This window comes from Halobaculum limi, from assembly GCF_029490015.1.
In the GTDB taxonomy this organism is placed as follows: Archaea; Halobacteriota; Halobacteria; order Halobacteriales; family Haloferacaceae; genus Halobaculum; species Halobaculum limi.
The window spans coordinates 1,893,968-1,920,296 of the sequence record NZ_CP120468.1 but is presented as its reverse complement, the minus strand read 5'-3'; the positions used below and the strand labels follow the sequence as shown (position 1 = coordinate 1,920,296).

Genomic DNA, 26,329 nt, shown 5'->3' with positions numbered 1-26,329 from the left:
GTCGGGACCGTTAGGTCTTAGACGGCCACCGCGGTAGGGTGAGTCGTGGTGGGGTGGCAGAGTGGCCTATTGCGTCTGCCTTGAAAGCAGATGGCGCAAGCCTCCTGGGTTCGAATCCCAGCCCCACCGACTTTGCTAACTCAAGAGCGACGCGAGTGGGTGCGGTCGCTATTCGTTCAGCTATCGGTCCGCAGAAAGCGAGTGTTCAGTCGAGCGCCGATGCCGCTCAGATGAACCGCCCGGCGACGTAGCGCCAGACGGCCAGCGAGACAGATCCGACGACGAGCATCACGACCGCGAAGGTGACGGCGACGCCGCCGTCGACGAACGGTGTCGCCCGGAGGAGGAGGCCGATGACGGCAGCCGGAATCCACGAGCGAACGGCCAGCGGAACAGACGCCTTCGCCGACTCGACGGCCCCGGCGGAGTACGCGCCGATGAGCGGGGCGGCAATCGCCCAGCCGAGCAGGAACGGCGCGGCGACCGCGAGCAGGTTGATGATGCCGCCCACGCCGGCGGGCGGGAAGCCGACGGTGCCGTGCTGGAGCGTGCCGGCGTAGATGAACGCGATGATCACCAGTACGTCGCCGACCGCGAGCGGAAGCGCGGCCGCGTCGATTCGGTTCGCGAGAAACGAGTCCGTACCCGAATCAGTTGCCATATCCTACCGTTCACGTGGGCCCGCTTAATGCCCGCGTTCCGTGTCCGTCGCGCCCGCCGCGTCGCCGGCGTTCGGTGTTGCGGCCGTCGTCGGCTTGACTCCGGCGACCGTGTAGCCAAAACCGGGGTCGACGACGGTGCCGCGAAGCCCCGCCTCGGTGAGCAGTCCCGCCAGCGTCTCGGCCGCGAAGAACTGCGAGTCCATCCTCGCGACCGATTCGACGCCTTCGAGGAGTCGCCCCCGCGCAGTCGTCGGGTCGAACTCGCGAATCACGACGACACCGCCCGGCGCGATGACGCGGGCGGCCTCTCCGAGTGCGCCCGCAGGGTCGGGGAAGTGGTGGAGTGCGTCGGTGATGACGACCGCATCGACCACGCCGTCGGGGACGGGAAGCCGCCCGGCGTCGCCACGGACGGCAGAGATGCCGTCGTCGTGCGCTCGGCGGAGCATCCCCGGCGAGAAGTCGACGACGGTCGCCTCGATGCCCAGTTCGCGAAGCGTCCGACTCGCGCGGCCGGTCCCACCGCCGACGTCGAGGACCGTCTCGACGGGTCGGTGTGCGAACGCGATGCCCGCGCGGAGGTCCTCGGGCTTCGCGCGTGGCATAACCACGTCGTACAGCGGGGCGATGCGGTCGAAAAAGCCCACGTCGCCGTGTCCGAACATACCCGTCGAGAGGTAACCGAACGGGAAAGCCGTGGCGCTGAAGTGATACCTGACGAGCGTGTAGGGTCGCCGTGGAGTTTCGACTGCTCGGCTGGCCCGACGACGACGTCGTCCTCCGTCTCGACCACCGCGAGTACGCCTACGCGGGCAAGTTCGCGATGTCGAGCACCGGCAAGGCCGTCGCGCTCGACCCCGGACAGTCGTTCACTCTCCCCGCGAACCCGAAACGGGAGTACGTCGCTCCGGTCGGCGTCGTCGCGTTCAGTCCCGACCGGACGGACTCGGACACGTTGTGGCTCCGGTACGTCACCGTCCGCCGGAACCGTCGTGGCGAGGGGATCGGAACCGACCTCTGTGCGTTCGTCGTCGCGCGAGCGGCCGACCGGGGCTACGACCGCGCTCGCATCGCCGTCAACAACGCGTACAGTTACGAGGCGCTGCACAAGGCGGGGTTCGCGTGGACCGGTCGCGAGACGGGCATCGCGGAGTTGGTCTTAGAACGACCGACCGCCCGACCAGCGACGGTCGACGCCGACCGCTACCGCGAGGGCCTCGCGACCATCGCCGACCGCGACGACGTCGGCCCGGAGGAACGCGCGTTCACGCGACGAAAACGTGAGCGTGGGCCACCACCGGTCGTCAGGCAACTGGGTCGAGACGAATAGCACCGCCCGAAGACACTTCCCGCGCCTCCGAGTCGTCGTCGCTATGCCGGGCACGTTGATCCGTCGTGGCGACCGTGTCACCCTCCGGACCCTCGAACGTGAGGACCTCGAATTCGTTCAGCGGGCATCGACGGAGCCGTCGATCCGACATCCGCTCGGCAGCGTCGTGCGGAACCGTGAGGACGTCGAAACCGCCTACGAAGGGGACGACGACCAGCGATTGCTCGTCTGTCTCGACGGCCCCGACGCGGGCCCGCGTCCCGACGCCTGCAACCCGGACGCCGATCCAACCCCCGGAACGACGCGGCCCATCGGCCTCGTCACCGTCGGCGCGGTGGACTGGAAGCGCCCGGAACTGAGCTTTTGGCTCGTCCCCGGGGTACACGGTGAGGGATACGGGACGGAGTCGGTGGGCCTCGCCGTCGACTACACGTTTCAGACGCGGGCAGTTCCGGCGGTTGCGGCGGGCGCGTACGCCTTCAACGACGCCTCCCGTGCGCTGCTGGAATCGCTCGGGTTCGAGTGCGAGGGTCGCCTCCGCCGACACAGTTTCACTGACGGCGCGTGGCACGACCTGCTGAAGTACGGCTTGCTTCGCGAGGAGTGGGACGGGCGTGATGCGTGACTAGGCTCGCGCCAGGCCCGTGGTGACTCGGGAGGTTCAAACCCCACTGGGCCCAGTAGCCGACAATGGGAAACGCGGACCTCCGAGACATCGCACACATCGAGGACGTCGCCTTCGAGGACGTCTCGGGCGTCGTCGCGGTGGACGCACACAACTGGCTGTACCGCTACCTCACGACGACGGTGAAGTTCACCAGCGACCACCGCTACACGACCGACACGGGCGAAGAGGTGGCAAACCTCATCGGCATCGTCCAGGGGTTGCCGAAGTTCTTCGACAACGACCTGACGCCGGTGTTCGTCTTCGACGGCGGCGTCACCGACCTGAAAGACGACGAGGTGGCGAAGCGTCGCGAGGCCCGCGAGAAGGCCGAACAGCGCAAGCAGGAGGCCGAAGAGCGCGGTGACGCCGTCGAGGCCGCACGACTAGAAGCGCGGACCCAACGACTCACCGACACTATTCACGAGACGTCGCGGGAACTCCTCCGCCGTCTCGACGTACCCGTCGTTGAGGCACCCGCCGAGGGCGAGGCCCAGTGTGCGTACATGAACCGCATCGGCGATGTCGACTACACCGGCAGCGAGGACTACGACACGCTCCTATTCGGCGGGCCGTACACGCTCCGGCAACTCACCTCGAAGGGCAACCCCGAGTTGATGGGGCTGAACGAGACGCTGGCCGACCACGACATCACCTACGAGCAACTGGTCGACGTGGCGATGCTGTGCGGGACGGACTTCAACGAGGGTGTCACCGGCATCGGCCCGAAGACGGCGCTGAAACTCGTGCGCGAACACGGCGACCTGTTCGGCGTCCTCGACGCCCGCGGCGCACACATCGACTTCGCCGACCGCATCCGCGAGTTCTTCTTCGAACCGCCGGTCACCGACGACTACGACTACGATACGACCATCTCGCCGGACGTCGACGCCGCCCGGGCGTACGTCGTCGACGAGTGGGAGGTCGACCCCGACGAAGTCGACCGAGGCTTCCAGCGGATCGAAGAGCGGTTCACCCAGACCGGCCTCGACGAGTGGACTTGAACCACACGACGCCGTGGGAATCAGTCGCGTAGCCTGCGGTCGGATTCGATGGGATTAACACGTCCCGCGCGATACTGACGAATGCGCTCGGTTGGTGTAGTCCGGCCAATCATGTTGGCCTTTCGAGCCGACGACATGGGTTCAAATCCCATACCGAGCATTCTTGGAGAACTGAACGGCGAGCGATGGCGCTCTCCACGACCTCACCGCAGTTTTCGGTAACTCTCCTCTAGATCGATCATCGGTTCCGGATAGTCGAGGCCGAGTTGGACGCTGTACTCCGCTTGTTCTGCTTCGGTGAGCGTCCACGGCTCGTGAACTGCGTCCGCCGGCACGTCCGCGAGTTCCGGAAGCCAGCGTGTCACGTACTCGCCGGCGGAGTCGTACTTGCTCGCCTGCTTGAGGATGTTGAAGTAGCGGTCGCGGCTGTCGTTACCGACGCCCGCGATGTACGCCCAGTTGCCGTAGTTGGAGGCGGGGTCGTAGTCGACCAACTGCGTCTCGAAGTACGCCGCCCCTCTCCGCCAGTCGATGCGGAGGTTGTTCGCGAGGAACGACGCCGCGTTCTGCCGCGCCCGGTTGCTCTGATACCCCGTCTCGTTGAGTTCCCGCATCGCGGCGTCGACGAACGGAATCCCCGTCTCCCCGTCGGCCCATCGGCGGAACTGCTCGTCGTCCTCGCGCCAGTCGATGTCGTCGCGGCCGCGGATGCCCTCGCGCGTGAAGAACGCCGACCCGTGTTTGGCGAACTGGAACTGGAAGAAGTCCCGCCAGAGCAACTCGAACACCAGCCAGTACGTCGAGTCGTTCGAGACACGCTCGCGTTCGTACCGTTTCACCTCCCGGCGCACTCGTCTCGGGGAGAGACAGCCCTCGTTGAGCCACACAGAGAACTTCGAGGAGAAGCCCTGACCGAGCATCCCGTTCCGCGTCTGCTTGTACTCGCGGAGGCGGTCTTCCTCGAAGAGGTAGCGGTCGAGACGGTTCAGTCCCGCGGACTCACCGCCCTCGAACGTGAGTACCCCGCGGTCGTCGTAGGTCGCGTCCTCGACGCCCAGGTCTTCGTTCGTGGGAATCGCTCCCGCGCCGACGGCGTCGACGGGGGCCGACGGCAACGCGTCGTCGGGACTTGGAAGAGGTTCCCGAACGGTCGCGCGGTTCTCGACGGTCTTGCGGAAACTGGTGTATGTGTCCGCTATCTCGGTGTACTCCACTGGCAGATCGTTCAGGTGATACAGCGTGTGCGTCCAGTGGCGCGAGGGCGTGACGCCGAGGCCGCGCAGTTGCTTGCGAACGGTGTTCTCGACGGCGACCTCTTCGGGCGTCGGGAGCGTCTGGAAGTGAACGATGTCTGCGTCGACGGCCTTCGCGACCGCCGGGACGACGACTTCGGGCTTCTCGTGGCGAACGATGAGGTCGCTCCCGCGGTCGCGGAGTCGCTCACGAAGGTCGGTGATCGCCTCCCGCCGGAATCGGGTGCGGTACGGCCCAGTCTTCTCGAAGCGGAAGGAGTCGCGGCCGCCGAACGCACGCTCGCCGTACTCGCGAGGGTCGAACGCGTAGACGGGGAGCACCTCGTCGGCGTCGACGGCTTCCGCGAGCGCCTCGTTGTCGTGGAGTCTGCAGTCGCGCCGGAACCAGACGACGGCGGTGTCGGCTGTCATCGGATCGGGTACGGGCGCGAGCGACTTCAAGCCGTTCGCCAGCCGGGAAAACGTGTAGACTCCGTCGACTCAGGCCAGCCACTCTTCGGGCTTGGTGTCGTAGTCGATGTCGTCGGCCGCGATCTGTTCGGCCAGTTCCTGTTCGAGGGCGTGGCGCTCCACCTCCTCGCCGTCGTAGCGCAGGCGGATCGCGACCTCCTCGCCCGTCGGTTCGCGGCCGCGACGCCGCGCGACCTCCAGTTCGTGGTCGTCGTACTCGGTGACGATGGTCGCGAGGTTCACCGGGCGACCCCACAACTCGAAGACGCGTTCGAGCGTCTTCGTCGCCTGCGGGATGTCGAGTGCGACGCCGTTGTAGCGGTGGCCCAAGAGGAGTTCGCCGCGGTTGTCGTAGTTGCCGTCGTACACTGCGATGGTGGGCTTCCCGAAGTTCGTGAACCGGAGCAGGAGTTTCTTCTTCACGTCGTCGGGGTCGACGCTGGCGACGCGGTAGCCGCCCGTCCCGTGGGAGTACTCGTAGGTGAAGTAGTTCCCCTCGACGACGAACTCCTGCGTGAGGAACTCGTCGATGAACGTCACGTCGTTGTGGCTCTCGCGCACCTCGCGCATCCGGTCCCAGCCAGCGCCGTAGTCGACGTCCGCCAGCGCAGACTCGACGTCGGAGTACACCTCGTCGTCGAACATGTACCGTGCGAGGCGCTCCAACTCCGAGCGCCCGACCCGCGAGCAGAAGCCGCGATTCGCGGGCTTGGCAAGCGAGAAGTGGCGCTCGCACAGGCCCTCGTACGTGAGCACCGCCCACGGGTACGCGTCGGCATCGAGGTCGCCCTCGCGGGCGCGTTCGAGTGCCTCTGCGTCGACCCTTGGGTCGTCAGGGTCGAGGTCGTCGAGCGTCTCGCTCGTGAGGCCCGCGATGGCCGGGTCTGGCTCTAACACGTCGGCAACCACGTCGAAGTCGACCGTGTCGTGGAAGTTCCGCCACGTGACGCCCTCGACGCGCAGGAGTTTGTCGACCACCTCGCGACGGTTGGCGGTGTTCTCGACGTACTGCCAGATGGCGAGCCCCAGCGCGTAGGGGTTGAGTCCCGGCGACGCGAGGACGCGGCTCATGTGGTCGGCGTAGGTGACGAACTCGTCGTCGCCGGCGAACCGCTCGTCGCCCATCATCAGCGACTCCCAGTAACTCGCCCACCCCTCGTTCATCACCTTCGTCAGGCGCTGTGGGGCGAAGTAGTACGCCTCTCTCCGCAGTAACTCGATTACCTCGTCCATCCACGGTTCGCGGTCGACGGCTTTCCCCTCCTCCTCGTCGAACCGCTTACCGTGTTCGCGGAGGTACGCGAGGACGTCCGGGCGTGGCTCCGGCAGGTGCTCGGTCGCCCGCTGGTCGTCAATCCACGCTTGGTCGAACACCTGGTCGCGCACCTCCGGAGAGAGGCCGAGGCGGTCGAGGCGCTCCTCGATGTCGATCAGGGTCTCCTCAGGGTCTTCGCCGCCACGCTCGGCGGCGAGCGCCCGGTACTGGTCGATGGCGTCCTCGACACAGAGGACGGCGTCGATGAGGCGTTCCACGTCGCCCCGGTCCACCTCGGGGTCGTCGATGTAGTTCGCGATGGTGGCGGCGTGTCGCTCCAGCATCGCCGCGGCGTCGGGGTCCTCACGGTCGCCCGCGAACCGACCGAACCACTCGTTGTTGCGGAAGAAGTCGGCGTGCGCCTCGACGTGGGTGATGACCGCCTTCTGGTCGGCCAGCGTGTTCGACTCCTGGAGGAAGGCGTGGCAGGGGTTGTCGTTGTTGACGATTTCGAACGCCTTGCCCATCCCGAAGGTGTCCTGCTTGCGTTGGCGGTCGTACTTCATCCCCCACCGCCAGTGCGGGTACCGCGTCTGGAACCCGTCGTAGGCGATGAGTTGGTTCATTTCCTCGTGCGTCACCACCCAGTAGTTCACCGGGTACGGCTGGAGGCCCAGTTTGTGCGCCAACTCGCGGGCGCGAGCGACCGGTTCTTCCAACTCCGTGGCGACGCGTCTGGTCGTGATTCGGTCGTCGTGTATCATGCGTTGCCCTCCGTCGAGAGGATGTCGCGAATCGCGTCGGTGACGTCGTCGGGGCCGGATAGCCGGGTGACGACGACGTTGTCCATGTCCGCCAGTTCGCGCTCCACCTCCTCGGCGTGTGTCGCGTTGATCGTGTTGCCGCCGGGTTGCGTCTCCACGTACGCGTGGAGGTTCGCGGGAATGTCGCGCATCATCGGCACGACGTTCTCGACGGTGTCGTTGCTGGAGTTCTCCGAGTCGCCCGCGGCGAACACGTAGCGGTTCCACTCGCTCCACGGGTACTCCTCCAGTATCTCGGCGGCGAGTTCGTACGCGCTGGAGATGCGCGTGCCGCCACCAGAGCGGATGCCGAAGAACTCTCCGCGTTCGACCTCCCACGCCTCGGCGTCGTGGGCGATATAGCGGAACTCCGCCTCGTCGTACTTCCCGGTGAGATACCAGTCCAAGGGTGTGAACGTGCGCTCGACGAGTTCGCGCTTCGTCTTGCGCATCGACCCGCTCACGTCGCGGATGTTGACGACGACGACGTTCTTCTGTCGCTTCTCGATGATCTCTGGTTGGCGGTAGCGCTCGTCCTCGCGGCGGAACGGGACGCTCTGGAGACCGTCACGGCGGATGCGCGTGAGGGCGCTCTCGCGTTCGTTCTCGGCGGCGAACGCCTCGAAGTCGGGATACTCATCGAGTGACTCCCCGTCCGCCTCGAGGTCGTTCATCGTCTCGCGGATCCACGCGAGCGAGACGAGGACGTTCTCTGCGCGGCAGAACTCGAACACGTCGCGGGCGCTCGCGCCCTCGACACGACAGGCCTCGCGGACGTACGCCTCGTCGAAGTCGGTCGCGAGTTTTCGCTTGAGGCCGCGCTTGAACAGTTGCTCGAAGTCCAGCGTGGAGTTTGGCCCGGCGCGAGTGAGTTCGGTGAAGTCGCCCTCCACCTCCTCGACGACGCGTTTCCCCTTCGGTTCGAGGTCCAAGCCGAGTTCCTCGTCGAGTTCCTGTGCGAACTCCGCGGGGTCCATCTCGTAGTAGCCGTGTTCGCCGCCCTCCTCGCCGGGGTCGCCGTCCTCGTCGCCCTCACCGTCGGCGTCGCCGGGGTCGCCCGGCACGTCGACTGGCTGACCGGGTTGGGGCGTGCCGCCCTGTCCCTGTCCGACGCCGCCCATCTCTCGCTGGTCGTACTCGAAGGAGGGGAGGTCGACCAGTTTCACCGGGATCCGAACTTGGTTGCGCGAGGAACCAGAGAGGTCACCCTCGCGGATGAACTCCGCGAGGTCGGGCCGTCGCTGGTCGCCGATCTCACGGAACCGTTCGAGGTCTTCTCTCAGTCCCATCGGCCTTTCACCTCGCGCATCACGTGTCTGCTCGCCAGTTCGGCCGACGCCTCGCTGTAGCCCTGTTCGGTGGTCATGTGCTCGATGGTCCGCGCTTTCACCCGCGCGGTCTCGGTGTTCGCCGGTGGGTCGTCCCACTGGCTGGGATCCAAGTCGTCGTAGATGCGGTGGACGTCCTCCCACGAGTGCGCCTCTAGCACCGCCCGAATGACGGGAACCGCCGACAGGTCGACGTCGGCGATTGCGAAGTCGTCGTCGCGGTTCTCCCACGCGTAGCGATTCAGCGCGGTGATCACCGTCTCGCGTCGGAACGCCTCGACGTCCGCGGATGGCTCGTTGCCTGCGTAGTCGTCGTCGTCGAACCGCCCGAGGTGCTCCGTCTCGAACACCTTCATCAAGAGCGGGTCGGCGTCGATCTCACCACGGTCCGTCTGGATCTGCGTGTCGCCGTCCCACGCGAACACGTGTTCGACGTACTCCTCGACGGTCTCCTCGGCGACGCCCTTGTCCGCGAGGACGGCGTCGAGGACGTCCGCCTCCTGTAGTTCGAACACGTGGTCTTTCACGGTCGCGAGGCGCGTCTCGTACTCGGCAATCTCCGCCCGTGAGAACACCGGCGCGTCTGCCAGTCCCTCGGCCATCGCGTGCAACACGTCCTCGGGCGTGAGGACGTCCTCGACGGGTAACTCGGGGTGAGCGCGGTCGGTCTCGCCGTGGAGAAGGTCCGCGATGACGTCGCGCGTGTACGTCACTGGGATGCCGTGTTTGCCGTCGTCGCCGTCGAACTCGAAGTCGTCGGCGTCGACTCGGTCGTTGCCCTCGCGGATCGACCCGCGGTCGAACAATAGCGCCTTGTCGATGAGGCCGACCGACGTGGGCAGGTCTTCGGTGTCGAGGCGACTGACGACGGCGTACGTCGCGGCCGCCTCGAGTGCGTGCGGCGCGAGTTCCCGATCACGAATGGTCCCGCGATCGTCGCGCATCTGGACGGTCAGCGGCCGCGCCATCCGCTCACGGAGTTGTTCGTGTGCCTGTACCGGGTCCGTCTGGTCGACGGCGTTCGCCCAGACGGCGGTCTCGTCGGTCAACTCGCGGTGGATGAGTTCCGTCTCCAGCGAGACGCTGGTGAGGTAGCGGAACTCGTGGCGGTCGAGTCGGCGCTTGAGCGCCTTCAGCGGGTCGCGGTCGTTGCGGTCGGCGAACTGCTCTAACTCCGCCTCCAAGTCGGGGTTGGAGATGACGACCAACTGGGTGTCCAAGTCCATCCCGATGCCCTTGTCGAGTTTGACCCGCTTCTCGTCGGGGACGTTCAGCAGTTTCCGGAGGAGGTCGGCGTGTTGGCTGGCGTCCTCGACGACGGTGAGGAGGCCGTTCCCCTGTGAGAGAACGCCGTCGTAACTGAACGCGCGAGGGTCTTTCCGCCCGCGAGAGTTGAGTTCCCGGAGCATCCCCGGCATCCACGACCCGACGAGTCGCTCCTTCGGACTGCCGTCGTCTTCGGCGTGGAGGACGCCGATTCCCCTGCCCACGTCGACGACGTAGTTCTTCACCCGGAGGTGTTTGCGGTCGGTCGTCGCCGAGAACAGATCCCGGCGACCCGCACGGCGGTACCGCTCTTCGAGGGCGTCGAACGCCTCGCGGCTGAACGGGTCCAGATCCGTGTCGACCCGGATAGGGATGTGATCGTTGTGTTCGGCGTTGAGAGCGGCGACGAGGTCGCGGCGCACTTCGTCGGGGAACACCGCCAGCGGGTTCGCCTGCACGGGCGACTCGTACCAGTCGTCGTCCGCGTCGTCGCCGGTCGCGTAACTCAGGCTTCGGTCGTCATCACGGGCGGCGATGTTCCACTCGACGGTGTATCGACGGCCCGCCTCCGTCTTGGAGTAGGCGTTGAGACCGTTGATGAGACAGCGCTTGAGTTCGGACTTCCCGGTCGCAGTCGGTCCGTCGAACCAGTGGATTTTCTCTTCTTTCCCCCGACCGGCGGCGACGGTTCGGAGGTCGTCGACGAACGCGTTGAGCACGCCCGTGTTACCGAGGACGGCGTGTTCACCGTCGTTGTTCGGGTCGTCGAAGAAGCGGTAGCGTTCGCGTTCGGTCCCTTCCTCGACGACGGTTCGGGTGCCCATCGACTCGATGGCCGCGAGGAGGTACTTGGCGGCGTGCGCGGCGACGATGGGTCGCTCGAACGCCAACTCGACGAACTCGCCGAGCGAGCGCGGCGGCTCGTACGCCCCTTCCAGCGCCTCGTCGGCACGCGCGAGGTAGTCGGTCATCTCAGTCCTCGAGTTCGCTCTTGGCGACCTCCGCGCCAGCGAACTCCAGTACCTCTCGGGCCCCGTCCTCGGAGTAGCCCTGTTCGGTCAGGGCGTCGACCCACGCCGACCGCTCGTCGTCGTCGAGTTCGCCCGCCGACACCAACGCCGAGAAGTTGATGTTGTGCTTCTTGTCCTCCCACAGTTTGCGTTCGAGGGCACGGCGGAGGCGCTCGTTGTCCTGCGGGTCGAAACTCGACCCCTCGCGGGCGCGACGCGTCACCCAGTTGGCGACCTCCTGGCGGAAGTCGTCCTTGCGGTCGCTTGGCACCTCGAGTTTCTCTTCAACCGACCGCAGGAACGTCTCGTCGGGTTCCTGCTCGCGACCCGTGAGGTCGTCCTCGACGGTCGTGTCGTCGATGTACGCCATCACGTGATCCATGTACTTCTCGCCCTGACGACGGATTTCGTCGATGTCGTACGCCAGCGCGTGGCGGACGTCCTCGATGGCTCGCTCTTTGTACTCCTCGCGCACGAGTTCGAGGTAGCGGTGGTACGTGTCGAGTTTCTCCTCCGGGATCGACCCGTGGTTCTCGAGGTTGTTCTCGAAGTGTTTGAACACCGCCAGCGGCGAAAGGTAGTCTCGGCCGCGGTGGCGGGAGTCCATAATCGCCTCGGCGATCTCGTCGCCGATGAAGCGGGCGGAGACGCCCTCCATCCCTTCTGCGATGTCGGCGACCTGGTCGCCGTTCTCGCGGAGTTTGCGCTCGTCGATCTCGTCGGTCTCGTCGACCTCGCCGTTGTACGCCTTCGCCTTCTGGAGCAACGAGACGGACTCGTCGGTCGGCTCTTCGATCCGGGTGAGCACGCCGAACAGCCCCGCCATCTCCATCGCGTGCGGTTCGATGTGGATATCGGGGACGTCGGCGTTGCGGAGCATCTTCCGGTAGATCTCCGCTTCCTGTGCGTACTCGAGGACGTACGGGTAGTCGATCCGCTTCGTGCGGTCGTTGAACGCTTCCATCTTCTCGTCGCCCTTCTTGTCGCGGTACTCGGGCATATTCGTCCGGCCGACGATCACCTGGTCGATGTCGATCCGCGGGTTGTTGCGCGGCTTGATCGTCTGCTCTTGGGAGGCGTGCAGGAAGTCGTAGAGGAACTCCCGCTGGAGTTTCAGCAACTCCTCGCCCGAGAAGATGCCGCGGTTGGCGTTACAGAACGCGCCGGCGTAGTCGAACGCTCGCGGGTCGTTCTCGCCGTACACGGCGAGTTTCGAGTAGTTGACGTCGCCGGTCAACTCCGTCTCGTCTTGGTTTTTCTTGTCTTTCGGCTCGAACGTCTCGATACAGCGGCGCTGGTTCTCGTCGGCGACGAGGCGGATGATCTCGATGTGGTTCTCCAAGACCGCTTGGAGGTCGTCCTCGTAGTGTGCGAGGAGTTCGTCCATGTAGAAGCCCGAGGCGGGGTCGAGGCTCTGCTCGTTGCGGATGGTGTACGGCGCGTCGAGACGCTCGTTCATCTGTGCGATCACCTCGTCGCGTTGCTCCTGCGGGACCAAGACCAGCGGATCCTGGTTCATCGACGAGCGAACGGTGTCGTCTGCGGGGTCTTGATCCTCGATGACCGAGCAGAGGTCGGTCCACCGGAAGGTGTACATCCGGCCGTCGTCGGTGCGGGTGTAGTCCTCGAAGTACCGGCGCACGAGCCAGTCGAAGTGGCTCTTCCCCGACCCGACCGGACCGAGGAGCAGTTTGATCCGTTTCTCGGGGCCGAGACCGCGAGCACCGGATTTCACCTTGTTGACGAACTCGTGGATCGACTCGTGCACCTCTCGTCCGTAGAAGGTGTTCTCGCCGTCGTGGAGTGGGTCCTCGGAGGCGAGAAGGTACTCGACGACGCCGGCGTCGGTGTCGTAGCGCGTCCCGTAGTGGTCGAACATATCGGCGACGCGTTGGTGGGCGTTGCGTGCGATTCGGGGGTCGGCCACCACCTCTGCGAGATACCAGTCGAACGACTTGGCCTCTCGGAGGTCTGCTGGGACCGAGCGCTTGTACTCGTTACTGAGTTCCTCCAGCGTGTGTGTACTCGCTACCTCCCCTGGTGCGGTTCCGTCCGCGTTGTCGGTCTGGTCACTCATGTGTGGGGCCACGTGTGCGGGGACGACCACGCACGATCCCGCGCCGCGGGCACCCAGGCTTCGCCCCCGACGCCCGCCCCGCCGGGGACTACCGACCCAAGTGCCGCTGGATCGCTATGTCTTATCATACCACTCGACCGCGGGGGACCGGCGGTTGCTCGTCTCCAACAGAACTCGTCGTGAGGGCGATCGGTGGGGGTCGTTGCCTCCGTCCCGTGGTCGGACCGAGACTATATGTTATGGTAGTTGTTAACACGTATAACCCTGTCGCCGGTTCACACACACTATCAGCGCTCCCTCGCGCGGTAGTTTCACTGGATTCGTCGGCAACGTGTCCTTTCGGTCGTGTACGCGAGGGTAGTGTAGACGGGCGGCGAGCGTGGCGTCTAAGCCGTCGCCCGTCCAATCGAGAGTATGACCGACACCGGCGACGACGATGCCGACCCGACCGTAGAAGACAGTGAAGGTACGTCCATCGCCGAGTCGACGTTGGCGGACGGGTGGCGCGTCTGGACTGAGGAGACGGACGGTCGTGCCATCGTCGTCTATCGCCCGGACGTGTTCGACGGCGGGCAGTTCCCGCCGCCGTGTCTGCCGACGCTGTACCTCACGAACGGGTCACGCCGCGCCCGACCCGGCGCGGGACAACGACAGACCGACGACTGGCACGTCACGCTGTTTCTCGAACCGGAAGTCGAGGTGACCGCCCGCACGTTCGACGACCGGGCCGCCGCCGTCAAGGAGGTTCACCGCGTCGCGGCGGCGTTCGACGCCGGCGACATCGACTACCGCGACGCCTATCAGGTCCCGCGTGAGGAGTACCTCGACGAACTCGACCGCCTGATCCGCGCGGAGTAACTTCTGTCGGAACGGGCCGTCCGCCACAGTCGGATGGAATCGGCCTGATGGAAACCACTATCCTCTCTGACACGAATGATCAAGAGGATGACATCGACCACAGAACGTCCCCTCTCGCGACGAACGTTTATCCGCGGAACGGCAGCGACGACCGGAGCGGCGGTTGCTGCAGGTCGGGCAACCGGACAGGAGACGGGGACCGAGACTGGTGGGGGAGAGCAGGTCATCGATATGACGGACGAACTCGTGTTCGAACCGGACGCCGTGACTATCACTCCGGGAACGACAGTGGTCTGGGAGAACGTCGGCGAAATCGGTCACTCGGTGACGGCGTACGCGGACCAGATTCCCGAGGGAGCGACGTACTTCGCGTCCGGTGACTTCTCCGACGAACAGTCCGCCAGACAGGAGTACCCGGAGGGAGACATCCCTGGCGGCGAGTCGTACAGTTACACGTTCGAGACGGAAGGCGAGTACGAGTACTTCTGTGTCCCGCACGAGACGGTCGGGATGGTCGCGTCGCTCACGGTGTCGTCGGAGGCGCAGGGGCAAGCCGAGACGCCCGCTGGGCCCAGTGTGCCCGAGAGCGCACTCACCCTCGGCGTCGCCACGGCGACGACGTTCGCGGCCATCGTCGCGTTCGTGTACTTCTTCCTCAAGTACGGCGGCGACTACGAAGGCGAGTGAACCACGGTCGCCGACGCCGTTAACACCGCTCCCGAGGAAGCGACACCTATGCCTACAGTCACACTCATCGGGACACGTCTCGCGGAGGAGGGGACCGAGTTCGTCTTTCAGGGGGAAGCGAGTGCGTGTGCTGGCTGTCCGTATCGCACGCAGTGTCTCAATCTCACCGAGGGGAACCGCTACCGGGTGACCGACGTTCGCGACGGCACCCAACGCCTGGACTGTGCGGTCCACGCCGACGGGAGCGTCCGCGCCGTCGAGGTCGAACCCGCACCCATCACCGCAAACGTCGCATCCCGGGGCGCGTACGCGGGGTCGCGGGCGAAACTGGAAGGCCCGTGCCCCCACGTCGACTGTCCGAGTCACGAACTGTGTGAGCCACTCGGTGCAGACTTCGACGAAGAGTACCGTATCGCCGAGGTCCACGGCGACCCGCCACACGAGGTGTGCTACCTCGACCGAACGCTGACGAAGGTGACGTTGGAACCGGAGGACGGCTAAGGACGGCCGTCGCGGCCTAACGATTAGGTGTGCTCGCTCGGTAGCCTCGCTCGATGCGCCCTCCACGTGTCCTGCTGGTCTGTCTGTGCGTCGTCCTCGCCGGATGCGGCGGCGCGGTGAGTCCGACGAGCGACGACACTCGAACAGTGAATCCCGCGCTCGGGGAGACGCCGACCACCTCCCCGACGCCCGAACGCTGGGACGGGCCACCCGGCGTCACCGACTCCGACGTCTCGGTGACGACGCTGGCCGCCGCCCACCAGAACGCTCTCGCGAATCGTTCGGTGACCGTCCGGAGGAGCACAGTCGTCGTCTACGACAACGGCACGCTCGCGCACGATCCGACCGTCACGACGTGGTCCGACCGCGACCAACAGTACGTCGAGATTCGAGCGACGACGTGGCCCTTCCGGCTTCTCCGGAACCAGTCGGTGAACCGCTCGTACTGGCGCAACGACTCGGTCACGGTCGTCCGCCAGCAGTTGACGAACGGCAGCGCCGAGACGAGCGTGCAGTCGGAGTCGCTTCCGCGGTCTATCGCCGTCGATCCGTCGGGGAGAGACCTCCTCGTATCGGCACTCGTGCGGTTCGACCTCGAATACGCCGGTGGGACCGTCGTCGAGGGTGACTCGCTACACGTCCTCCGAGCGGCCGACGACGCCACGAGCAATCCGAACATCGAGAACGTCTCGATTCGTGTGCTGGCGACAGACGCGGGCGTCGTCCGCGCCGCGACGGTCCAGTACCACAACGACCGCTACGGTCCCGACCGGGAGCCAGCGACGGTGACCGTCCGGTTCGGCCTGTCGAACGTCTCGAACACGACCGTCCCGCGGCCCGCGTGGGTAGCCGACACGCTGGCGAACGCGACCGGCGAATCCTGAGCAGTCCCGCACTGGAAGGGACACGTCGCCGCCGACACCGCCAGTCCCACCAGATTCGTTATCCGTCACCTCCACATACAGCGTCGTATGCACCCGCGGCTCGCGGTGCTCGCGTGTCTGTGTCTCGTCGTCGCGGGGTGTAGCGGAGGTGCCCCCGGTGGCGAGCCACGGACGGTCAATCCCGCGCTCGCGGAGACGCCAACGGCGTCGCCGACGCCCGATGCCAGCGACCTCCCGCCGGGCGTCTCCGAAGCCCGCGTCGACCTCCAGACGCTCCTCGCGACCCACCAGTCGGCGCTATCCGACCGCTCGCTGACGCACGACCTCGACCGTCGATACGTCACGCCGAACGGAACGGTCCGCGCACACGTCGTCGAGCGAACGCGAGCGGACCCGATCCGGCTGTACCGAACGACGACCGTTGAGGGCGACTGGGGCGCGAACGTGGCGACGGTCGGCGGGAACCGCTCCGTCTGGCGCAACGACACGCTCACGGTCCAGCGGTTCGACGGCGACGCGGCCTCTGTGGTCGTCGACACGGAGGTGCCCTCCAGACGCGGGTACGACGCCACGGGCGCGTCGACGCTCGCGGACCTCCTCGGGCCGTACACGCTCGCGTACGACGGCACAGTCACCCGAGACGGGCAGACGCTCCACCGCCTCACTCTCGGAGACGTCCGCGAACCGTCGGTTCCGCTTCGGCGAAATCTCACGGTCAGCGTGTTCGTCACTCCGAGCGGCATCGTCGACGCCGCGACGGTCAGGTATCGGACGACGGAGTTCGGCCCGACTGTGTGGGTGACTGCGCAGTTCGGTCTGTCGAACGTCTCGGCCACGACCGTCCCGCGACCGGCGTGGGTCGACGCGGCGCTGGCAGAGCGAGAGAACTCCTCTCGACGCCGATGAACGCTTTCGGTTCCCGGCGGGGTCGGCGGTCGCTGAGTCGGCAGTCGCCCGCCGCGACACCCCCGACACCGACACCGTTTTTCCCGAGCGCCAACCCCTCTCGTACAGTGAACGTTCGCGGCCCCATCGTCGACGTCGGGGAGGTTCGACAGGTGAGCACCAAGTACGGCGAGTCGGACCTCGCGGAACTCTCCGTGCGGCCCGATGGTGGCACGAGCGACCCCGTCACGGTGACGCTGTGGGGGAAGTGGACCCACACCGCCGACCACGCCGAGGTGGGGATGGAACTGCTCGTCACCGACGCCGAGCGCAACGACTACGACGGCGACGAGGGGTACACCACCTCGAAAGAGTCCTACGTCGTCCTCGAACCCGACTTCCTCGTCGACGTGACCGACATCCGCTCGTGGGTGCAGTGCCCGCGGATGTACTACCTGAACAAACTCTCTGGCATCCCGCTCAACTACCCCGTCGTCAAAGGGACGGTCGTCCACGAGGTGTTCGGCGACCTGCTTCGCGGCGTCGACCTGGAGGACTCCATCGCCGACCGCGTCGGCGAGGCGGGACTTGAACTCGGCTTGCTAGGGCGCGAACGCGAGGAGGTCGCCAACGAGGTGCGTCGCAACGCCGCCGCCATCGAGGGGTGGCTCAGCCAGGGGACGATTACGGCCGACGACGGGGAGAGTGCCTCCCTCACGGGGTGGGACGGCGACCCCGACGACTCCGAGTGGCGCTCCGAGCGCACGCTCATCTCGCCCACTTTCGGCGTGAAGGGGCGCGCCGACGCCATCCGCCGCGGGCAACCGGTCGAACTCAAGACGGGCAAGAACACCAACCGCGAGCCTCGCTTCCAGGACAAGGTTCAGGCGGCCTGCTACGCCCTGCTCCTCCGGGAACGCGGCGTCGGCGCCGACACCGGCACCCTGCTGTACACGAAGAACACCGCACTCGACCGCGGCGAGGAGTCGGGCGACCTCTCGCCCGCGAAGGAGTTCTCCGTCGGCAAGGGCTTCCTCGATTTCGTCGTCCGCCAGCGCAACGAAATCGCCGCGACCGAGTTCGAGATGTCCGTCCCGACGGGCTACGAGGCGGACGCCAAGTGCGAGTACTGCTTCGAGCAGGACACCTGTATGGTCGTCTCGGGTCGCCTCGGACAGGAGTCGAAGGCGGGACAAATCGGCACACCGCTTCCCGAGGAGGAGCGTGACTACTTCGAGCGCACCTACCACGCCATCGAGGAGGAGCGCCGCGAGACGCACGCCGAGTACCGCAAACTGTGGGAGCAGTCCGCCGAGGAACGCGCCGCAGACGACCGCGCACTCATCGATCTCACCTTCGAGTCGGCCGACCCCATCGGCGACGGTCGCTGGCGGATCACCGCCCGCAAGGAGTCGGACGCCGTCTCGAAACTCCGCGAGGGCGACATCGCCCTCGCGTCCGATGGCGACCCCACCGCTGGCGACGCGGAACTCGGCCGCATCGTCGAACTCGGCGACCGCGTCGTCGTCGAGACGGACGAACGGATCGAGGTGAGTCGCCTCGACGTGTACCCCTCGGAACTGTCCGTCTCGCGGATGCACACCGCCGTCCACGACTTCGTCCTCAAGGGCGACCCCGACCGGAAGGACGTGCTGTTCGGCCGCCGTGACCCCGCGTTCCGCGACGACGACACCACCTACATCGACAATAACGACGCACAGAACGACGCGGTGAACCGCGCGGTCAACGCCGAAGACTTCGCACTCGTCCACGGGCCGCCGGGAACGGGCAAGACGTACACCATCGCACAGATCGTTCGGACGCTCGTCGCCGACGGCGACCGCGTCCTCCTGTCGGCGTTCACGAACCGCGCCGTCGACAACGCACTGGAGGCCCTCCGCGACCAAGGGATGGGCACCGAACCCGACGACGGCGTCCTCCGGGTCGGGACGAAGACGGGTGTCCGCGGCGATATGCAGGATCTTCGCCTCGTCACCCGCGGCGACCCGAACGACCGCGCGGCGACGCTCAACGATGCGGACGTCGTCGCCGCAACCACCTCCTCGTGTGGGTCGCGGACGATGCGCGAACAGGAGTTCGACGTGGCCGTCGTCGACGAAGCCTCACAACTCACCGAACCGAGCACGCTCGCCGCAATCAACCGCGCAGATCGGTTTGTCCTCGTGGGCGACCACGAGCAACTTCCGCCGGTCGTCCGCGCGGAGAACGACCTCTCGGAGTCGCTGTTCGAGCGCCTCATCGACGACCACCCCGACGCGGGCGTGATGCTCGACCGCCAGTACCGAATGAGCCAGCGCATTCAGGCGTTCTCCTCCACGGAGTTCTACGACGGTGCACTCCGACCCGCCACGCCGGAAGTGGCCGGGCAGACACTCGCGGATCTGGGCGTCGATACCGCAGACTTGCCACCCGAACTCCGCAATCCGGTGAGTTTCGTCGACCCCGACGGCACGCACGAGGGCAACGCCAATCCCATCGAAGCCGACCGCGTGGCCGACATCGTCGACGCCTACGTCGCCGCCGGCGTCGACCCCGACGACATCGGTGTCATCGCGCCGTTTCGCGCGCAGGTCGCAGAGATCGGTCGTCGGACGAACGTGACCGTCGACACGGTCGACCGCTTCCAGGGGTCGAGCAAGGAGGTAATCGTCGTCTCGTTCGTCGCCACCGGCGACCTCGACTCGCCGGTGTTCGACGACCCCCGCCGCGTCAACGTCGCCCTCACGCGGGCGAAGAAGGCGCTGTGTCTCGTCGGCGACGCCGAGGCGCTCGCCTCCGACCCCTTCTACGCCCGGATGCTGGCGTGGGCACGCCGATAGAGCAGCGAGTGCTTTTGCCCTCGCGCCGCGACCGCTGATCACAGAGATGTCTGACGACGAATACGAACTCCCGCTGGGGACGGGGACGATTTTGGTGACGCTGCCCGACTGCGAGGTGGACGTTGCGGTGCCCGCGGGCGGGGAGGCGGTCGACCCGCGGGCGGCGGCGGAGGCGGCGCTCGACGACCCGCACGGCCCGCCCATCGAGTCGGTCGTCGACGCTGACGACCAGGTGTGTGTCGTCGTGACCGACGTGACGCGGGCGACACCCGACGAGCAACTGGTCGACGCGATGCTCGATCGGATCCCTGCCGACCGCGACCAAGTCACGATTATTCTCGGCCTCGGCCTCCATCGACCGATGACCGACGCAGAGATCGAATCGGGGCTGGGGCCGTACGCCGACCTCGCACAGAACCACGACCCTGATTCGGCCGTCGAAGTGGGGACGGTCGACGGCGTCCCCGTCCTCGTCAACCCCGCCGTCGTCGAGGCCGACACCGTCCTCGCGACGGGGATGGTCGAACCTCACCAGTACGCGGGCTTTTCCGGCGGCGCGAAGACCGTCGTCATCGGCGCGGGCGGCGAACCAATCATCCGGCACACACACGGCCCCGAGATGCTCGCCCGCTCCGGCGTTCGCCTCGGTCGGATCGACGACAACCCGTTCCGCGAGTTTCTCGACCGCGCGGGCGACCTCGCGGGGCCGGACTTCTGCCTCAACGTCACCCACGGCCCAGCGGGCATCCTCGGGGCGGCCGCCGGGGAGCCTCGTTCGGTCGTCCGTGACCTGGCCGAGACCGCTCGCGAAGCCCTCTCGGTCACAGTCTCGGGCGAGTACGACGCTGTCGTCGGCGGTGTCCCCGCGCCGAAAGACGCCAATCTGTACCAGACGAGTCGCGCGGCCACCTACGTCCTCCTGGGTGCGAACAACCCCGTCCGCTCGGGTGGCCGTGTCGTCCTCCCGGCCCGACTTCCGGAGGGGGCCGGTGACGGCCGTGGCGAGCGACGCTTCTACGAGCGACTGTCTGCGGGTGAGTCGGCGAACGCGGTGTTCGAGGAGATGCGCGAGGGGTACGAACCGGGCGCACAACGCGCGTTCGTCCTCGCGCGTGCAATGCGCGACCACGAGGTGTGGATCACGAACAGCGAACACCCCGAAGTCGCCACCGACTGTCTGCTCTACGCCGCCGACTCCGTCGCCGACGCGGTCGACCCCGGCAGTCGCGTCCTCGTCGTCCCCGACGCGCTGACGACGCTCCTCGTTTGAGTCAGTCCGTGCGGTCGGGGTCTTCCGAGTCGTCGTCGGAGTCGTCGAGGTCGTCGCCCTCGGGGGTGGTGTCCGGGCGCTCGTCGTCGACGCTCGTCCCACCACCTGTCGTCCACTCGAAGGAGTCGACCGGAGACTCGGCCGTGTCGTCGTCTGTTGTGGCTACCGTGTCCGCGGAGGTCGGTTGATCGTCCCCGTCTCGCTCCGCTTCTTCGGCCATCGTACGACGCTGGCGGCGCGCACGTCGCCGCCGCGCGAGGTCCGCTCGCAGTCGAGCGAGCAGTTCCTCACGGAGTGCGTCCGCGTCGTCGGCGTCGACGTCGTGCGCGGTCGCGTCGCCACCGAGTAGTCCCGACGCTGACGCCGAATCGCCCGTCACAGACGCCAGATCGCGGCGACGCTGGAACACCGTCCGCGAGACGAACACGGTCTGAAGCCGGAAGTACGGGATCAGCCGCGTGTGTCGACGGAACACGCCGGTTCTGGTTACGTATCCGTCGCCGACGGTCGCGTGGCCCCGATTCACCCACGTCAGGTGACCTGCGATCGGTGCGACGGCGAGGCCGACCAGCGGGAGCAACGGCACACCGGTCGGGAGGTCGACGAACAATCGGTCGACGCCGACGGCGATGGCGGTCACGAGCAGCGACCCCAGTGCGTACCGGACGACGTAGCGACGGCGTGCGCGCTTCGGTGGGCGCTCGACCGTCTCGGGAGCGAACGCGTCGTCGAGTACCTCATCGGTCGTCGACTCGGGGTCGAGTTCCGCACGGACGTCGTCCGCCAACGCGACGACCCGGCTCCGGGTGTCCAACGGCACCGCAGTCTCGGTGCCGCCGTCGCCGTTGTTCGACCCTGGGGTCGCCCCCGCGGTGTCGACCGAGAGGCTGGCGTAGCCAAGGCGGCGCATCGCGGCGTTCTCGGAGACGGTGACGGTCTGCACTTTCGACAGTGGGACGGTCCCGCTGTAGCGCCCGAGGAGACCGCGCTCGTACCGGAGTTCGTCGCCGACGCGGTCGAGGCGGAAGCCGTAGTAGCGAACGAACGTCAAGAGGGCGCTCACGACCCACACGACCAGTAGGAACGAGACGACACCGAGGAGCGCGAGATACAGCAGGTCCATCGCCGGCAACACTGGAATCCCGTTGGGGTCGAGGTCGACATTGATGATCCCCAGTCTGACGAGCAGGCGACCCCCGTCGATGATCAGGTCGTCGAACAGGCTCGCGCCGACGAACGGTGCGATCACCGCGCTCGGGCGGAACGACACCGCACACAGCGTGGCGAACTCGCGGCCGGTGAGTTCGTACAGCGTCTCCTGCCGGGGCGTCGAACTCGCTGTCCCCGGTTCGGTCGTGTCGCCCTCGGTCGGCGTATCCGTCGATGCGGACTCCTCGGCGTCGCTCACACCGGTGGTGGCACCGCGGCGGCCGTCTCGACCGTCGCGCCCACCACGACCGAGTTCGTCCCGAAGCCGAGTGGCCTCACTCACGGCGACGGCGTCGAGCGTCGCTTCGGTCGAACTCCCGCCAGCGGTCTCGACCCGGACGGTCGCCAAGCCGAGCGCTCGCTGGAGGACGCTCCGCCGGACGTCGACGTTCTGAATGCGGCGAAGCGGGATCTCTCGTTCCTGTCGCGAGAGGACGCCCGAGCGGACGATCAGGTGTTCCGATTGGACCTCGTACTCGAAGCGATACCACCGAACCATCGCGGCGGCGAAGCCGACGACGAACGCCGCCGGCGCGGCGACGGCCACGAGTGGCGAGATGCCGCCGCCACCCATGCCGAACGACGCGGTGGCCGCGAACAGCGCGAACAGCGCGAGTTGGCCGCCCGAACGGAGGCCGCTCACCGCCGCGGATGCGGGATGGAGTCGGCGCATCAGACGGCGTCGAACTCCGATTCGGTCGCCAAGTCGCGCAACTGTTCGCGGAGGGCGCTGGCTCGGTCGGGCGTCAGGCCGGGGATGGTGATGTCGGCACCGCGAGAGCCAGCGGTGTAGACGACGACCGACGCGAGGCCGAGCGTCCGTTCGACGGGTCCGCGGCGCGTGTCGATGTGCTGGACGCGGACGTACGGCACGGAGGTGTCGACGCGGGTGAACACTCCGCGTACGATGTACAGCGAGTCGTCGCGCACCTCGAAGCGCCAGACGCGGTAGCGGAAGAACACGGCGACGACGCCGAGGAGGACGACTGCGGCCGCGACGCCGACCACCCACGGAAGTGAGACCGGCGCACCGATACGCGTCGCGATCACCCCGACGACCGAGATGATCACGCCGGGAATCAGCGCGCCGACGATCCACGCGAGGCGGACGCGCGGGTTCAGCGATTCCATACCCCGCGTTCGGACGCCGGGCCTAAACCCTGTGGGGTCGCCCGCGACGAGTTGGCACCGTCGTCCCGCGGTCTGTCGCGTCGACGTGGACGGACGCCTCGCTTACTCGCTCTCTGTCGAGGGTCCGTCCGCGAGGACGCCCGCGTCGGCGTCCTCGCCCAACTCCTCCTTCACGCGGGCGTGGAACTCTTCCAACACCGCGTCCTCGTCGTCGGCGAGGACCACGTCGCTGGCCATCAGCGTCGCGAGGCCGAACGCCCGCGGTGACGGTGTCTCCACCTCGTGGTGGACGACCTCGACGTCGCCGGTTTGCACCGCCTCGACCACTTCACGGATGCCGGTGAGATTCAGTTTGTCCTCGACGATTTCGCGGTACGTCTCCTCCAACACCGCAAAGGAGTCCAGATCCTCCGCGAACGAGATGAGCATCTCAGAGGACACCTGCTGTTGGGCGGCGGACTTCTCGTACCCCTTGTACCGCTTGAGGATCATCAGCGACCGCGTCGCGTTGATCCGGAAGTAGCGCTTCAGGAGGTCCGTCCCGTCGAGCGACGCCCGCAGGTCGGGGTACACGTCGTCGGCGTCGATTGACGCGACCACGTCGGCGACGTCGACCTTCCGGTTCAGCGGCATCGTGACCGTGAACCCGTTGTCCGCGACGGCGACAGCGACGTTCGTGTTCGCGCGTCGGGAACAGCGGTAGGCGACGATACGCGAGAGACCGTCGTTGAACTGCCGGCCGTAGTTGCTGTGGACGTGGTAGTGACGGCGGTACTCCGCGCGGTCGAGCACCTGTTCGACGACGAGACGGTCGGGTGTCGACACACCCTCGTCGCCGAGGAACCGTCGCTGTTCGTCGAACATCCGCGTGATTGCGCGGACCGTGTTCTCGTCGAGGGGGAAGCGTCGAAGCCAGTGCCGTGCCTCGGCGGGCCCGCCCTCCGCGAGTCGGTCCATCACTCCCTCCTGAAACTCAAGTATCTCCCGACCCAGATCGTAACTCAGCGGCAGGCGTTCGGAGAACCACGAGGGCACGGTCGGCCGCTGACTGGAGGGGTCGACGTACACCTTCGACCCGCGGCGGTAGGAGAACTGGTAGGTGCCGCCGCCCAACTGGAACACGTCGCCCTTCTCCAAGGTGTCGAGGTACGCCTCGTCGAGTTGGCCCACCCACTCGTCGCTGCCGCGCACGAACACGTCGATGGTGAACGAGTCGGGGATGGTCCCGATGTTCGTCATGTAGATGACGCGAGCGAGTCGGCCCCGCTTTCCGATCAGCGGTTCGTCCACGTCGAACTCCTCGTAGTGGTACTCGCCATCGGGCGCGTCGTTCGTGTCGCGCCACACCTTCGCGTACACGTTCTTCTCCTCCATCCCCGGGTAGTCGGCGGTGAGGTACCGGCACAACTGCTCCCAGTCGGCGTCGGTGTAGTTCCGGTAGGGGTACGCCGACCGGAGCGTGTCGAGGACGTCGGCCTCGCGTTTTACGCCGTTGATCGCCATCCCGTACACCTGTTGGGCGGCGACGTCCTGGGCGTCCTCGGGGACGAACACGCGGTCGACGAACCCCTCCTCGGCCTTCTTCAGCATCACCGTACACTCGACGAGTTCGTCGCGGTCGAGTGCGATCACCCGGCCCTCGACGGTCTGTCCGAGACGGTGGCCCGCACGGCCCACTCGCTGGAGGAGTGAGGCGACCGACTTCGGCGACCCGACCTGCACGACGAGGTCGATGTGGGGCATATCGATACCCAACTCCAACGACGTAGAGGTCGTCACGACGTCGATGTCGCCGGCCTTGAGTTTCTCCTCGATTCGCTCGCGTTGCTCCTTCGACATCGACCCGTGGTGACAACCACTCGTCTCCTCGTCGTAGCCGTAGCCTTCGCGGAGGTTCGAGAGCACGCGTTCCGCTCCCGACCGGGTGTTCGTGAACACGAGCGTGTTCTCGTGGTCGTCGATCAATTCGTGGAGGCGGTCGTAGAAGCGGTCGTTCACCACCTCTCGGGGCGTGTCGATGAGGTCGTCAGTCGGACACTCCAAGCGAAGGTCGAACTCTCGGACGAACCGGGTGTCGACGAGTTCGTACTCGCGTGGCTCCCACGTGCCGGCGTCGGCGTCGTACTCTCCACCTACGAGAAACTCCGCCATCGTCGACAGCGGTTCGACGGTGGCCGAACAGCCGATCCGAGTCGGTGACCCCTCACACAGTCGTTCCAGACGCTCCAGCGACACCGCGAGGTGGGTGCCGCGCTTGTTCTCCGCCAGCGAGTGTATCTCGTCGACGACGACGTACTCGACGGTGCGGAGTTTCTCCTTGAACTTCGGCGAGTTGAGCAGGATGGCGAGCGTCTCGGGCGTCGTGTTGAGGACGTGCGGCGTCTCTTCGAGCATCGCCTGACGCTCGCTGTCGGGAGTGTCGCCGTGGCGGATGGCCTGCCGAAGGTCGGTGTCGTGGCCACGCGCCGTGAGGTTCGCCGTGATGCCCTCGATGGGGTCTGCGAGGTTGCGGGTGATGTCGTTCGCGAGCGACTTCAGCGGCGAGACGTACAGACAGTAGACGCTGTTGTCGAGGCCCTCCGGGTCCGCTCGCTCGCGGCGGAACAGGTCGTTGAGGATGGCGGTGAAACTGGCGAGCGTCTTGCCCGACCCCGTGGGCGAGCACACCAGCGCGTTCTCGCGGTCGTCGATGAGCGGGATGGCCTCTCGCTGTGGCGGCGTGAAGAAGCCGCCGTTGCCGGGGACGTACGCGCCGAACTGCTCGACCCACCACTCGCGAACGCTCGGTTCCAGACGGTCGAGAACCTCGCCGTCCTCGATAGTGACGGTCGCGGGATCGAAGTCGTAGTCTGCGGCCGTCGAAGCCAACAGGTCCCGACCGTCGGTCATCGTAGTCGCAAGGAGTCGTGTGGGTAAGTGGGTTGTGGGCACAGCGCCCCCCGTGTGCCCGTACCGCCGTGGA

The 26,329-nt window shown here is 66.6% G+C and carries 20 protein-coding genes and 2 tRNA genes; 12 read left to right on the top strand and 10 right to left on the bottom strand.

From position 1 onward, the window contains the following. The first annotated feature begins 47 nt into the window (after window positions 1–47). Window positions 48–129, top strand: a tRNA-Ser gene (locus tag P0D77_RS09590). Between the two features lie 97 nt (window positions 130–226). On the opposite strand, the gene P0D77_RS09585 is transcribed toward P0D77_RS09590, so the two are convergent. After that, window positions 227–661: a DUF3054 domain-containing protein gene (locus P0D77_RS09585; RefSeq protein ID WP_277552829.1), complete on the bottom strand. Its 435-nt coding sequence runs from the start codon at window positions 659–661 to the stop codon at window positions 227–229. Window positions 662–685: 24 nt separating this feature from the next. Next, entirely contained in the window at window positions 686–1,327 is a 642-nt protein-coding gene (locus tag P0D77_RS09580; protein ID WP_277552827.1) for a class I SAM-dependent methyltransferase, read from the bottom strand. 71 nt (window positions 1,328–1,398) lie between these two features. Between P0D77_RS09580 and P0D77_RS09575 the strand changes: the two genes are divergently transcribed. From P0D77_RS09575 to P0D77_RS09560, 4 genes are all read left to right on the top strand, one after another. Further along, window positions 1,399–1,992 carry a GNAT family N-acetyltransferase gene (locus P0D77_RS09575; RefSeq protein WP_277552825.1) on the top strand — a complete coding sequence of 198 codons (594 nt, stop codon included), beginning with the start codon at window positions 1,399–1,401 and terminating at the stop codon, window positions 1,990–1,992. 43 nt (window positions 1,993–2,035) lie between these two features. After that, window positions 2,036–2,617 carry a GNAT family N-acetyltransferase gene (locus P0D77_RS09570; protein WP_277552822.1) on the top strand — a complete coding sequence of 194 codons (582 nt, stop codon included), beginning with the start codon at window positions 2,036–2,038 and terminating at the stop codon, window positions 2,615–2,617. Window positions 2,618–2,682: 65 nt separating this feature from the next. Next, window positions 2,683–3,660: a flap endonuclease-1 gene (gene fen, locus P0D77_RS09565; protein WP_277552820.1), complete on the top strand. Its 978-nt coding sequence runs from the start codon at window positions 2,683–2,685 to the stop codon at window positions 3,658–3,660. Between the two features lie 85 nt (window positions 3,661–3,745). Continuing rightward, window positions 3,746–3,820, top strand: a tRNA-Glu gene (locus P0D77_RS09560). Window positions 3,821–3,863: 43 nt separating this feature from the next. On the opposite strand, the gene P0D77_RS09555 is transcribed toward P0D77_RS09560, so the two are convergent. The 5 genes from P0D77_RS09555 to P0D77_RS09535 all read right to left on the bottom strand — a co-directional run bounded on the left by P0D77_RS09555 (window position 3,864) and on the right by P0D77_RS09535 (window position 13,102). Further along, window positions 3,864–5,324 (bottom strand): DASH family cryptochrome, encoded by a 1,461-nt coding sequence (locus P0D77_RS09555; protein WP_277552818.1) that lies wholly within the window; start codon window positions 5,322–5,324, stop codon window positions 3,864–3,866. Between the two features lie 69 nt (window positions 5,325–5,393). Then, a complete protein-coding gene (locus P0D77_RS09550) occupies window positions 5,394–7,382 on the bottom strand; it encodes a SpoVR family protein (protein WP_277552816.1) in 1,989 nt (662 codons plus the stop codon). Further along, window positions 7,379–8,710 (bottom strand): YeaH/YhbH family protein, encoded by a 1,332-nt coding sequence (locus P0D77_RS09545; protein ID WP_277552814.1) that lies wholly within the window; start codon window positions 8,708–8,710, stop codon window positions 7,379–7,381. The genes P0D77_RS09550 and P0D77_RS09545 overlap by 4 nt, the downstream gene beginning before the upstream one ends. After that, window positions 8,701–10,986 (bottom strand): PrkA family serine protein kinase, encoded by a 2,286-nt coding sequence (locus P0D77_RS09540; protein ID WP_277552812.1) that lies wholly within the window; start codon window positions 10,984–10,986, stop codon window positions 8,701–8,703. Before P0D77_RS09540 ends, P0D77_RS09545 begins: the two co-directional genes overlap by 10 nt. Window position 10,987: 1 nt before the next feature. Beyond that, entirely contained in the window at window positions 10,988–13,102 is a 2,115-nt protein-coding gene (locus P0D77_RS09535) for a PrkA family serine protein kinase (protein ID WP_277552810.1), read from the bottom strand. 414 nt (window positions 13,103–13,516) lie between these two features. Between P0D77_RS09535 and P0D77_RS09530 the strand changes: the two genes are divergently transcribed. The 7 genes from P0D77_RS09530 to P0D77_RS09500 all read left to right on the top strand — a co-directional run bounded on the left by P0D77_RS09530 (window position 13,517) and on the right by P0D77_RS09500 (window position 21,027). Further along, on the top strand, window positions 13,517–13,960 hold the full coding sequence (locus P0D77_RS09530) for a DUF5820 family protein (protein ID WP_432764797.1): 444 nt from the start codon (window positions 13,517–13,519) through the stop codon (window positions 13,958–13,960). An 87-nt stretch (window positions 13,961–14,047) separates the two neighbouring features. Continuing rightward, a complete protein-coding gene (locus P0D77_RS09525) occupies window positions 14,048–14,647 on the top strand; it encodes a plastocyanin/azurin family copper-binding protein (RefSeq protein WP_277552809.1) in 600 nt (199 codons plus the stop codon). Window positions 14,648–14,695: 48 nt separating this feature from the next. Continuing rightward, complete coding sequence (locus P0D77_RS09520; protein ID WP_277552807.1) at window positions 14,696–15,148, top strand: UPF0179 family protein; 453 nt, start codon at window positions 14,696–14,698, stop codon at window positions 15,146–15,148. 53 nt (window positions 15,149–15,201) lie between these two features. After that, window positions 15,202–16,032, top strand: coding sequence for a hypothetical protein (locus tag P0D77_RS09515; RefSeq protein WP_277552806.1), 831 nt, complete (start codon window positions 15,202–15,204; stop codon window positions 16,030–16,032). Between the two features lie 87 nt (window positions 16,033–16,119). Further along, window positions 16,120–16,938: a DUF7537 family lipoprotein gene (locus P0D77_RS09510; protein WP_277552805.1), complete on the top strand. Its 819-nt coding sequence runs from the start codon at window positions 16,120–16,122 to the stop codon at window positions 16,936–16,938. Between the two features lie 107 nt (window positions 16,939–17,045). Further along, entirely contained in the window at window positions 17,046–19,757 is a 2,712-nt protein-coding gene (locus P0D77_RS09505; protein ID WP_277552802.1) for an AAA domain-containing protein, read from the top strand. 46 nt (window positions 19,758–19,803) lie between these two features. Next, window positions 19,804–21,027 (top strand): lactate racemase domain-containing protein, encoded by a 1,224-nt coding sequence (locus tag P0D77_RS09500; RefSeq protein WP_277552800.1) that lies wholly within the window; start codon window positions 19,804–19,806, stop codon window positions 21,025–21,027. 1 nt (window position 21,028) lies between these two features. Here P0D77_RS09500 and P0D77_RS09495 read toward each other — a convergent pair whose 3' ends face one another. The 3 genes from P0D77_RS09495 to P0D77_RS09485 form a co-directional block, all read right to left on the bottom strand. After that, window positions 21,029–22,909: a PH domain-containing protein gene (locus P0D77_RS09495; RefSeq protein ID WP_277552798.1), complete on the bottom strand. Its 1,881-nt coding sequence runs from the start codon at window positions 22,907–22,909 to the stop codon at window positions 21,029–21,031. Continuing rightward, a complete protein-coding gene (locus tag P0D77_RS09490; protein WP_277552795.1) occupies window positions 22,909–23,367 on the bottom strand; it encodes a PH domain-containing protein in 459 nt (152 codons plus the stop codon). Before P0D77_RS09490 ends, P0D77_RS09495 begins: the two co-directional genes overlap by 1 nt. A 102-nt stretch (window positions 23,368–23,469) precedes the next feature. Next, entirely contained in the window at window positions 23,470–26,256 is a 2,787-nt protein-coding gene (locus P0D77_RS09485; RefSeq protein ID WP_277552793.1) for an ATP-dependent helicase, read from the bottom strand. Window positions 26,257–26,329 lie beyond the last annotated feature (73 nt).